The 9,973-nt window shown below is 71.1% G+C and carries 11 protein-coding genes; 6 read left to right on the forward strand and 5 right to left on the reverse strand.

Annotation, left to right across the window (positions count from 1 at the left end):
- Positions 1-40: 40 nt before the first annotated feature.
- Complete coding sequence (locus tag ABD235_RS06820; protein WP_344171091.1) at positions 41-658, forward strand: dihydrofolate reductase family protein; 618 nt, start codon at positions 41-43, stop codon at positions 656-658.
- A 20-nt stretch (positions 659-678) separates the two neighbouring features.
- Here ABD235_RS06820 and ABD235_RS06825 read toward each other — a convergent pair whose 3' ends face one another.
- Together ABD235_RS06825 and ABD235_RS06830 are read right to left on the reverse strand one after the other, a co-directional pair.
- Complete coding sequence (locus ABD235_RS06825; protein ID WP_344171093.1) at positions 679-1,731, reverse strand: serine hydrolase domain-containing protein; 1,053 nt, start codon at positions 1,729-1,731, stop codon at positions 679-681.
- A 74-nt stretch (positions 1,732-1,805) separates the two neighbouring features.
- Complete coding sequence (locus ABD235_RS06830) at positions 1,806-3,845, reverse strand: HelD family protein (RefSeq protein WP_344171095.1); 2,040 nt, start codon at positions 3,843-3,845, stop codon at positions 1,806-1,808.
- A gap of 268 nt (positions 3,846-4,113) precedes the next feature.
- Between ABD235_RS06830 and ABD235_RS06835 the strand changes: the two genes are divergently transcribed.
- Positions 4,114-4,599 carry a carboxymuconolactone decarboxylase family protein gene (locus ABD235_RS06835; RefSeq protein ID WP_344171097.1) on the forward strand — a complete coding sequence of 162 codons (486 nt, stop codon included), beginning with the start codon at positions 4,114-4,116 and terminating at the stop codon, positions 4,597-4,599.
- 3 nt (positions 4,600-4,602) lie between these two features.
- Here the strand turns inward: ABD235_RS06835 and ABD235_RS06840 are convergent, their stop codons facing one another.
- Positions 4,603-5,436 (reverse strand): helix-turn-helix domain-containing protein, encoded by an 834-nt coding sequence (locus ABD235_RS06840; protein WP_344171099.1) that lies wholly within the window; start codon positions 5,434-5,436, stop codon positions 4,603-4,605.
- A gap of 103 nt (positions 5,437-5,539) precedes the next feature.
- On the opposite strand from ABD235_RS06840, the gene ABD235_RS06845 reads away from it, so the two are divergent.
- Both ABD235_RS06845 and ABD235_RS06850 read left to right on the forward strand, forming a co-directional pair.
- Positions 5,540-6,481, forward strand: a complete 942-nt coding sequence (locus ABD235_RS06845) for an alpha/beta hydrolase (RefSeq protein ID WP_344171101.1) — start codon at positions 5,540-5,542, stop codon at positions 6,479-6,481.
- A 178-nt stretch (positions 6,482-6,659) separates the two neighbouring features.
- Positions 6,660-7,220, forward strand: coding sequence for a hypothetical protein (locus tag ABD235_RS06850; RefSeq protein WP_344171103.1), 561 nt, complete (start codon positions 6,660-6,662; stop codon positions 7,218-7,220).
- A gap of 164 nt (positions 7,221-7,384) precedes the next feature.
- Here the strand turns inward: ABD235_RS06850 and sigJ are convergent, their stop codons facing one another.
- Positions 7,385-8,287, reverse strand: coding sequence for an RNA polymerase sigma factor SigJ (sigJ, locus tag ABD235_RS06855; RefSeq protein WP_344171105.1), 903 nt, complete (start codon positions 8,285-8,287; stop codon positions 7,385-7,387).
- 136 nt (positions 8,288-8,423) lie between these two features.
- Between sigJ and ABD235_RS06860 the strand changes: the two genes are divergently transcribed.
- Together ABD235_RS06860 and ABD235_RS06865 are read left to right on the forward strand one after the other, a co-directional pair.
- On the forward strand, positions 8,424-8,870 hold the full coding sequence (locus ABD235_RS06860) for a nuclear transport factor 2 family protein (protein ID WP_344171107.1): 447 nt from the start codon (positions 8,424-8,426) through the stop codon (positions 8,868-8,870).
- Between the two features lies 1 nt (position 8,871).
- The gene (locus ABD235_RS06865) at positions 8,872-9,396 is read left to right on the forward strand and encodes a YceI family protein (protein ID WP_344171109.1); all 525 of its coding nucleotides are present in this window, start codon (positions 8,872-8,874) and stop codon (positions 9,394-9,396) included.
- On the opposite strand, the gene ABD235_RS06870 is transcribed toward ABD235_RS06865, so the two are convergent.
- On the reverse strand, positions 9,355-9,783 hold the full coding sequence (locus ABD235_RS06870; RefSeq protein ID WP_344171111.1) for a hypothetical protein: 429 nt from the start codon (positions 9,781-9,783) through the stop codon (positions 9,355-9,357). The two genes, ABD235_RS06865 and ABD235_RS06870, sit on opposite strands and share 42 nt — an antisense overlap.
- Positions 9,784-9,973: the final 190 nt, after the last annotated feature.

Below are 9,973 nucleotides of genomic sequence, written 5' to 3' on the forward strand. Positions count from 1 at the left end.
ACCAAGGGGTGTCAGCAGGAACTCACCGGAGGGAACGATCATGGGCAAGGTTCGGGTTCACAATTTCACGATCACGCTGGACGGGTTCGGCGCGGGCACGAATCAGCGGCTCGACGCGCCGTTCGGGGACGGGGTCGACCACCTGCACGACTGGATGGACCCGCTGTTCGACGGGACCGCGACCGGGCTGGACGCCGAGGTCGGCCTGGACGCCGAGTCGTTCGGGGCGACCATCATGGGCCGCAACATGTTCGGGCCGGTGCGGGGCGAGTGGCCGGACGAGTCGTGGACCGGCTGGTGGGGCCCCAACCCGCCGTACCACCACGACGTCTGGGTGTTCACCCACCACCCGCGGGCGGACGTGCGGATGGAGGGTGGCACGACGTTCCACTTCACCGACGAGCCGATCGAGGTCGTGCTGGACAAGGCGAAGGCGGCGGCTGGTGAGAAGGACGTCATCGTCGCGGGCGGCGCGGCGACGGTCCGGCAGTACCTGCGGGCGGGGTTGATCGACCAGCTCGACATCGCCGTCGCGCCGATCCTCGCCGGGGCCGGCGAGCCGCTGTTCGCCGGCCTCGGGGACGCGTTGAAGCGGTACGAGGTCGTCCGGCACCTCAGCTCGCCGGCGGTCACCCACTACACGCTCGTACGTCGCTAGGGGTGTCTCCCGGGCTCCCTCTAGCGGCACAGCTCCTTGTCGAGGAGGGCGTTGACGGCGGCCTTGTGGTTGCCCGCACCCCAGGTGACCGAGACGGTGACGCTGCGGTGGTTGTCCGGCGCGACGAAGGTCCAGGTCGAGTAGCCCGGCGCGTCACCGTCCTTGCCCCAGGCGGTGCCGCACGGCAGCTTGCGGCTGATCACGCCCAGGCCGTACTTGGACTCGCGGGCCGTGCTCTGCAGTTCCCGCGTCAGGTCGGCGGAGAGCAGTTCGCCGTCCAGCAGGGCCTGGAAGAAACGGTTCAGGTCGCGGGTGGTGGAGATCATCTCCCCGGCCGCGTTCAGGATCGAGGGGTTGACCTCGGTGATGTCCACCAGCCCGCGCTCGAGCGGCAAGTAGCCCCGTGCGTGCGGCCCGGGGATGAACGGGTTCGTGCCCGGGAGCGAGGTGCTCTTCAGCTTCAGCGGCTGGATGATGCGGTGCTTGATCTCGTCGCCGTACGAGTGGCCGGTGAGCTTCTCGACGATCAGGCCGAGGACCAGGTAGCCGGTGTTGTTGTAGACCACCTGGGAGCCGGGGACGAAGTCCACCGGGTACGCCGTCGCGCGGGCGACCAGCTCCTCGGTGGTCCAGGTCTTCCAGCGGATCGCCAGGAACTCCTCCGAGCGCGGTGACGGCATCGTCGCGAGCACCTCGTGCAGACCGCTGCTGTGGTTGAGCAGCTGCCGGACCGTGATCCGGTCGTCGTGCACAACTCCCGGTAGAACTCGCTCGACCTTGTCGTCGAGGTTCAGCCGGCCTTCGTCGACCAGTTGCAGCACGACGGTCGCCAGGAACGTCTTCGTCTCGCTCCCGATCCGGAACCGGGCGTTGTGCGGGACCGGCCGGTTCGTGCCGGCCACGGCGGCGCCGCTCGACGCGCGGACCGGCCGGCCGTCGCCGCTGATCTCGACCGTCGCGCTCGTGGCGCCCGCGGCGACGACGGCGTCGACCTCTTGCTGCAGTTCGGTGGTGGGCAACGGCGTCACCATCAGCGCGGTGCTCAGGGCCGCGGTCCCCAGGTTGATCATCATGAGCACCACCCTGCCGCCGCCCACCGGCCGCCGGTAACCGGGAAAGACCTGAACCGGCCCCCGGGAAACCCCCGCTATCCCAGGGCTTCGGGCAACGGATCGGCGTGCACGATCTGCAACCGGCTGACTGCGCGCGTCAGTACGACGTACAGGCGCTGCAGCCCGCGCGGCTCGGCCGCGACGATCCGCGCCGGTTCGGCGACGACCACCGCGTCGAACTCCAGACCCTTGGCGAGCGTCGCCGGGACGCAGACCAGTCGGGTCGTGTCCATCGCGTCCTCGACCGCCCCGAGCAGCGCGGGCTGCAGACCGGCCGCGGCCAGTACGTCGCGCAGCTGCTCGACGTGGTCGTCGGCGGCGATCAGCGCGACCGACCCGACGCCGGCCAAGGCTTCCCGGCAGGCCTCGACGATTGTTGCCGCGAAGGTTTGCTTGTCAGCGGCAACGACTTTGAGGGCCTCGGCAACGGTTCGGATCCCGCTCGGCGTACCAAGGGTCGGAGCGATGACCGGCAGCAGCCGCGCCGCGAAGTTGATGATCTGCTCGGGCACCCGGAAGCCGCGGTCGAGCTCGGCGACGATGCCGTCCTCCTTGCCGAGATGGGCGAGGACCTGGTCCCACGGACCGGCCGCCCAGGCGGTCGTCGCCTGGGCGAGATCGCCGAGAACAGTCGCCGAACCGCTCCGGCAGCGTCGCCCGAGCGCGCGCAGCTGCATCGCCGACAGGTCCTGCGCCTCGTCCAGCACGAGGTGCCCGAGCGAACCGGCGTGCCGCTCGATCAGGTCGTCGAGCTCGTCCAGCAGCACGGTGTCGGCGCTCGACCACTTCGCCGACTTCGCCGAGCGCGGTGGCTTCGGCCAGAGCAGGGCCTGGCGCTCTTCATCGGTCAGCTCGGGTGCTTGGGTTGCCAGGAACTCCGCGTCGGAGAAGAGCTTCCACAGGATCTGCTCGGGCGTCACCTTCGGCCACACCGCGTCGACGAGTTGCTTCACCGGCTTCGACCGGGCGACGGCGTTCTGCACGCGGTCGTCGGGAGACTCGCCGCGGCGTTCCATCAGCACCAGTACGGCGTGCGCGATGCGCTGGGCGAGCGCGTTCCGGCCCGGGGTGTACCGGGTCGACCCGTGCAGGGCGGTGACGATGTCGACCAGCTCGTAGTCGTGCACCCGGTAACGCTGGGATCCCTTGCTGTACAGGATTCCTTCGGTCGGCGTACCGACGGACGTCCAGAGCGCGCGGCGCAGGATCTCGGCCATCCGCGCGTCGCCTTTGATCCGCGCGGCCTCCGAGCTGTCGACGGCGAGCACCGGCTGCGTGATCAGCTCCTCGATGGTGATCTGCCGGACGTTCACCTCGCCGAGCGCGGGCAGCACCTTGCGGATGTAGGACAGGAACGAGCGGTTCGGCCCGACGATCACGACGCCGCCGCGGCTCAGGCGCTCGCGCTCGGTGTAGAGCAGGTAGGCGACGCGGTGCAGGCCGACGGCGGTCTTGCCCGTACCGGGGGCGCCCTGGACGCAGACGCTCGGCTGCAGCGGGGCGCGGACGAGGTCGTCCTGCTCGGGCTGGATGGTGGCGACGATGTCGCGCATCGGGCCGGTGCGCGGGCGCTCGATCTCGGCGCGCAGGAAGCGGTCGGCCTGGTCGAGCTCCTCGGCGCCCATCATCGGCTCGTCCTCGAAGCCGGTCAGCTCGGCGGTGTCGGAGAACCCGTACCGGCGACGCAGCAGGACGTGCTGCCGATCGCTGCGGGTCGCCCGGTAGAACGGGACCGACACCGGCGCCCGCCAGTCGATCACCATCGGTACGCCGCTGCCGTCGTGCACGTGCCGGCGGCCGATGTAGAACCGGTCGAGATCCTCGATCGCGCCGCGCTCGTAGTCGAGCCGGCCGAAGAACAGCGGAACGTCGGGCAGGTCGAGCAGCGCCAGGGTGCGCTGCTGGTGGGCGCGCTGGTTGGCCTCGTTGGTGAAGCGCTCGTCGTTGTCCTCGCCGCCGATCACCGGGATCTCCCGGACGGTGACGTCGTGGTGCATCCGGCGCAGCGCGGCGCGGGACTCGGCCAGGTAGGCGCGCTCTTGGTCGAGCTCGGAGCTCTGCTGGGTTTCGGCCATCGGTGTGGGACCTCTCGTGCTGGAGGGAACGAACGAGCGCGTCGGCGGCGGCGATCTTCGAGATCCCGCCCCGGAGCACGTCCGGTTCGTTGCGATCCTTCACGCAGTGCAGACAAGCCACCCGAAAAGACAGACCGGCGACGCTAGCAGGTGGTGAGCTCGATCACCACTCGATTAACGGTGAGGCCCAGGTCACGCCGGCGCGCTGTCACGGGGTCCGGTCAGCAGGTGTCTCGTGGACGACCAAGTCACGAGAAGGAGAACGATGATGGAAGCTCGGATCAACCTGCTGGCCGGCGCCACCTCCACCAAGCTGGCCAAGCGGTTCGCCGGAGCGGCGATGATCTTCGAGACCTCTGCGCTGCCGCGGGAGTTACGGGAACTGGTGCAGCTGCGGGTGAGTCAGATCAACGGCTGCGCCGCCTGCGTCGACATGCACACCAAGGAGGCGGTCGCGGCCGGCGAGAGCGAGCACCGACTCAACATGGTCGCCGTCTGGCGTGAGGCCACCGTCTTCACCGAACCGGAGCGGGCCGCGCTCGCGCTGGCCGAGGAGGGCACTCGGCTCGCGGACGCCTTCGAGGGAGTCTCCGACGAGACCTGGGCGACCGTGCGCAAGCACTTCGACGAGGACCAGGCCGGCACGCTGATCTGTCTGATCGCCTTCATCAACGCCGCCAACCGGATGAACATCATCGCCCGGGTCCCCGGCGGCGACTACCAGGCGGGAATGGCGGCCAAGTTCCTCGAGTAGTCATCACTGGACCTGCGACGCCTGCCAGGAGGCGAGGATGCGCAATCCGTCGTACGACGGGCTGCCGGGCTCGGCGGTCAGCACCATCAGGCGCTGGCCGCTCCCGTCCGGGCTGGCCCACACGTCGCAGTCGAGCGTGAGGTCGCCGACGACCGCGTGGCGGTAGTGCTTGGTGCCGTACGCGGCCGAGTTGACCCGCTGCTCGGCCCACCAGACGCGGAAGTCGGCGTCGGTGACCGACAGCTCGCCGACGAGCTGGGCGAGCGCCGGGTCGTCCGGAGTCGCCACGGCCTCCATCCGCAGCGCGGCGACGGCGTCGCGGGCGTCGTGCTGCCAGTCGACGTGCATCGCCCGGACCGCGGGATCGGCGAAGATCAGCCGGATGTAGTTGCGGTGGGCAACGGGTAGCTGCGCGAAGTCGGTGAAGAGCGCGGCGGCGGTGCGGTTCCAGGCGACGATGTCCATCCGCTGGCCGAGGGCAACGGCCGGGGTCTCGCCGAGCTGGTCGAGCAGCCGCCGGATGGCCGGGCGCACCTTCTGCACCGGACGGCGCCGGCGCGGGCGGGCGTCGGTCTTGCCGGCCACGGCGTACAGGTAGGTCTGCTCGTCGTCGGTCAGGCGCAGGGCGCGGACGAGCGTGGCGAGCACGGTCGCCGACGCTTGGACGCGGCCCTGCTCGAGGCGGGTGTAGTAGTCGACGCTGATGGCCGCGAGCTGGGCGACCTCCTCGCGGCGCAGGCCCTTGACCTTGCGCCGACCGAGGTCCGGCAGTCCGACCTCGTCCGGCGACAGCGCCGCCCGTCGCGCTTTCAGGAAGGCGCCCAGTTCGTCGGTCATGCCTTCATTGTCGGCCGCTGAGGGTGGTGGTGGGAGGGAAGGATCCTTCCCGGGCAGAAACCCGACTCTTTTGGGGTGGCCGCCGCGGGGAGAGCGTGGTGCCATGAGCAAGCACATCGTGAGTTTCGACAGCAACGGCATCACCGTCGCCGGCCACCTCTACCTTCCCGAGCAGGCGACAGCAGCGTCCGGGCGTGCAGGACGCGCTGCGCCGGGGCCGGCCGTCGTGGTCGGGCACCCCGGCACCGGCGTGAAGGAGCAGGCGTCCGGCCTGTACGCGCAGAAGCTGGCCGCGGCCGGCTTCGTGGCGCTGGCCTTCGACGCGGCGTACCAGGGCGAGAGCGGCGGCGCACCGCGCGGCCTCGAGGACCCGGCGCAACGCATCGAGGACTTCAAGGCGGCGGTCTCCTACCTGACCACACGCGACGAGGTCGACCCGGAGCGGATCGGCGCGCTCGGCATCTGCGCCTCCGGCGGCTACGTCCTGAACGCCGCCGCGGGCGACCACCGCATCAAGGCCGTCGGCACGGTGAGCGCGGCCGACGTCGCCCGCCAGTTCCGCTTCGGGGCCGACGGCGCGCAGGACCCGGCGGTGTTCCAGGGTCTGCTCGACCTGGCCGCCGCGGCGCGCACGGCGGAAGCCCGCGGCGAGGTCGTCGAGCCGCTGAACCTCTTCCCAGCCACGGCCGACGAGGCCCGTGCCGCCGGCGGGGAGCACGCCGCCGAGGGCTTCGACTACTACCGCACGCCGCGGGGCGAACACCCCCGGTCGCCCGGCATCATGCCGTGGCCGAGCGTCGACCGAATGGCCACCTTCGACGCCTTCGCCGCCGTACCACTGATCCGCCAGCCGCTCCTGATGCTCGTCGGCTCCCGCGCGGTCACCGCCTGGATGACCCTCGACGCCTTCCAGCGCGCGACGGGCCCGAAGCGCCTCCACTGGCTGGATGGGGCTTCGCACGTCGACACCTACGACAAGCTCGAGTACGTCGACCCGGCCGTCGAGGAGCTCGCCGGGTTCTACACCGCATCCCTCGCCCGCTGAGGGCGACGCCCACCACCCACCAAGCCCCGCCTGGTGCCGTCGCTCACGCTCAGCGGGAGGCGGATGGCGGCGCTCCACGGTCGTTGGGCGGTGGTGGGCGTCGACGCGACCAGCCGGCTCGGTCGCGTGGCGGTCCCGCGCGAGATCACCGGCGCCCACCACCCACCAAGCCCGCCTGGTGCCGTCGCTCACGCTCAGCGCGAGGCGGATGGTGACGGTCAGCGGTCGTTGGGCGGTGGTGGGCGTCGACGCGACCAGCCGGCTCGGTCGCGTGGCGGTCGCGCGAGATCACCGACGCCCACCACCCACCAAGCCCCGCCTGGTGCCGTCGCTCACGCTCAGCGCGAGCCGGATGGCGGCGGTCACCGGTCGTTGGGCGGTGGTGGGCGTCGACGTGATCAGCCGCTCGGTCGCAGGGCGGCGACGCGACCAGCCGCCCGCTCGCGACGGTCCCGCGCGAGATCGCCGACGCCCACCACCCACCAAGCCCGGCCTGCTGCCGTTGTCCACGCTCAGCGCGTGGCGGATGGCGGCGCTCCCCGGTCGTTGGGCGGTGGTGGGCGTCGACGCAGCCGCTCGGTCGCAGGGCGGCCACGCGACCAGCCGCTCGGTCGCGCGGCGGGCCCGCGCGAGATCGCCGACGCCCACCACTGATCAACGGTCGGTCCACCGTGACCTCCACGCTCAGCTGGGGCTGGATTCGGCCGTGGTGCGGGGCTTGATCAGTGGTGGCGGGTGACCTGGCAGAGCGAACGAGGTGTAGGGCAGTCGCCGGCGGCGCGGGAGTCGGCTTCGCGGCGGTGGGCGGACATGCACCACTCACCAACCCCGGCGCCGCGGCGACGCTCGCGCTCGCAGCCGGTGGGAGTCTCGGGTTGCGGGAGGTTGGTGAGTGGTGGGCGTTCAGCTGGTTGTCCAGGGGCGGAGCTTTTCGGGGTTGCGGACGGCCCAGATGTTGCTGATGCGTTGGTGCTCGACGTGGAGGGCCATCACGACGACTGTCACGCCGTCGAGCTTGGCGATGACGCCCGGGCGGCCGTTGACCTGGCGTTCGAGGATGGTGAAGCCGGGGGCGAGCGTCGAGATGTCGACCAGCATCCGGGCGATCTGGGCGGCGCCGGTGACGGGGTTCAGCTGGGCGGAGACGACGCCGCCGCCGTCGGCGACGGCCAGGGCATCGGGGTCCAGGACGCCGATCAGGGCGTTCACGTCGTTGGCGGACCAGGCCTGCTGGAAGGCGCGGACCACGGCGGCGTGCTCGGGGGCGGGACGGACCGGGGCGCGGGAGCCCGTGAGCCGGCGGCGGGCGGACGAGGCGAGTTGGCGGCAGGCGGCCGGCGTACGGCCGACGATCTCGGCGACCTCCGGGAACGGGTAGCGGAACACGTCGTGCAGGACGAACGCGACCCGCTCGGCCGGCGTCATCGACTCCAGGACGACGAGGAAGGCCATGTTGACCGACTCGTCGAGCGTCACCCGGTCGGCGGGATCGTCGGGAGTGCCGCGGCCGCCGAGCCAGTCGGTGTCGTCCGGGAGCGGTTCGGGGATCCACTCGCCGACGTACCGCTCCCGTCGGGCGCGGGCCGACCCGAGCACGTCGAGGCAGATCCGGCTCGCCACGGTGGTCAGCCAGGCGCCGGGGGAGTCGATCGCCTCGCGCTGCGCGGCGGTCTGGGCGTACCAGCGCGCGTAGGTCTCCTGGACGACGTCCTCGGCGTCGGCGAGCGAGCCGAGCATCCGGTACGCCAGGTTGATCAGCTGCCGCCGCTCGTCGATCACCCGGCTGAGGCTGTCGTCCTCGGTCATCCACCGCTCCCGCTGCTCGCTGGTTCTGCCTGTCACCTGGTCCGACGAAACAGGCTCCCGATCTGTCAGGCCTCACACTCCGCGCGGCTGCGTCGTCGTACCGGAGGACCAGCAGACGAGTGAGGAGAGGAAACCGATGAGCGACTTCGAGGCTATCGCCGACCGGGTCGAGATCGAGGCCCTGCGGGGTGAGTTCACCGACGCGGGAATGCAACGCGACTACGAGCGGCTGGCGGGGCTGTTCACCGAGGACGGGGTCTGGCGGATCGTGCCGGTCGATCTCGAGTTCGCCGGGCGGGACACGATCCGGGAAGCGGTCGCACGGCTGCAGAAGCAGTGGGAGTACTTCGTCCAGACCGCCCACCTGGGGTCGCTGGTGATCGACGGCGACACCGCGACCGGCCGCGCCTACGTGACCGAGTTCGGTCGTCTGTACGACGGGCGCTCGCACTTCAACTGCTCGATCTACCACGACCGGTACCGGCGGACGCCCGACGGCTGGAGGTTCGCCGAGCGGTCGTACGAGATGAGGTACCGGGACGAGACCCCGTTGCCCGGCGAGGGCAACTCACCGGAGGTTTGAGATGAACGACTACGTGCTCGACGCGCGGCTCGGCTTCAGCGTGCGTCAGGGGTTCGGGCGGGTGCGGGGCAGCTTTGACACGGTGGAAGGGAGTCTGACCGTCGAAGCGGACGATCCGTCGACGGCGAGCGTCGAGCTGACGTTCCGGGCCGACAGCATCCAGACGCGGAACAAGCGGCGTGACGATCACCTGCGGCGCAGCTTCCTCGCGGCGGCCGAGCATCCGTTGGGCACCTTTGTGTCGACGGAGGTGACGCGGGTCGACGACAGCGTCTTCCGGGTGACCGGGGTGCTGACGATTCGCGGTGTGGCGAAGCCGATGAGCTTCGATCTGAAGCAGAGCGAGGAGTTGAGGTTCGAGGGTGAGCTGACGCTCGACCGGCGGGACTGGCGCGTGGTGTGGAACGCGCTCGCCGAGGGATGGGGGCTGTTCGTCGCGTACGACGTACGCGTGCGCCTGGACGTCACCGTCACGCGGCGCGTCTCAGGACCAGTCGCGGCCGGCTTCGAGGCGGAGGCGCAGTAGCTCCTTGAGCGGCATCGACTCGCCGTCGCGGGCGCCCAGGCCGACCGTGAGCGGCGGATCGGACGGCTCGACCTGGAGCCCGGACAGCCGCGCCTTCAGGCTGGACTGGACGCCGAGCAGGTAGAAGTTGCCCTCGGCATCGACGGCGAGGGACTTGTTGCGCTTCAGGTACCAGCCGACGAGGTTGGTCCGGTAGCTCGCTCCCGACCCCACCACCTGCGCCCGCAACGGCTGGGGCTCGATCCCGGCGGCCTTCGCCTGCGCCACGAACTCCAGCAGCAGGTCGCGGGCCTTGGCGGTCTCCTGGGCGCGCCGCCGGTCGAGCGCCGCCGCCTGCTCGGCGGCCGCCTCACGCCGCCGATCGCGCCAACTGGTCTCGTTCTCCACGCCGCCACCTTAGACGCCGCCCCCGAGACACGATCGGGCCGGCGAGGCCGCCGGAGCCCGGAGCCGAACCGCCGCCGTCACGGCGCCGAGCTGCCGCTCCGCGAGCACCCGCCGCAGCCCGCCCACCGCCGGAGTCCGGCTTACCGCTGGAGCCCGCCTACCGCCGGAGCCCTCTCGCCGCCGGAGCCCG

Origin of the sequence: Kribbella lupini, from assembly GCF_039529595.1 — a bacterium.
GTDB lineage: Bacteria > Actinomycetota > Actinomycetes > Propionibacteriales > Kribbellaceae > Kribbella > Kribbella lupini.

Excerpts from the sequence above, each read along its gene's own strand:
- ABD235_RS06820 (WP_344171091.1), top strand. The coding sequence starts at position 41 with ATGGGCAAGGTTCGGGTTCACAATTTCACGATCACGCTGGACGGGTTC.
- sigJ (WP_344171105.1), bottom strand. The coding sequence starts at position 8,287 with ATGACCGAGGACGACAGCCTCAGCCGGGTGATCGACGAGCGGCGGCAG.
- ABD235_RS06845 (WP_344171101.1), top strand. The coding sequence starts at position 5,540 with ATGAGCAAGCACATCGTGAGTTTCGACAGCAACGGCATCACCGTCGCC.
- ABD235_RS06830 (WP_344171095.1), bottom strand. The coding sequence starts at position 3,845 with ATGGCCGAAACCCAGCAGAGCTCCGAGCTCGACCAAGAGCGCGCCTAC.
- ABD235_RS06840 (WP_344171099.1), bottom strand. The coding sequence starts at position 5,436 with ATGACCGACGAACTGGGCGCCTTCCTGAAAGCGCGACGGGCGGCGCTG.
- ABD235_RS06825 (WP_344171093.1), bottom strand. The coding sequence starts at position 1,731 with ATGATGATCAACCTGGGGACCGCGGCCCTGAGCACCGCGCTGATGGTG.
- ABD235_RS06865 (WP_344171109.1), top strand. The coding sequence starts at position 8,872 with ATGAACGACTACGTGCTCGACGCGCGGCTCGGCTTCAGCGTGCGTCAG.
- ABD235_RS06860 (WP_344171107.1), top strand. The coding sequence starts at position 8,424 with ATGAGCGACTTCGAGGCTATCGCCGACCGGGTCGAGATCGAGGCCCTG.
- ABD235_RS06835 (WP_344171097.1), top strand. The coding sequence starts at position 4,114 with ATGGAAGCTCGGATCAACCTGCTGGCCGGCGCCACCTCCACCAAGCTG.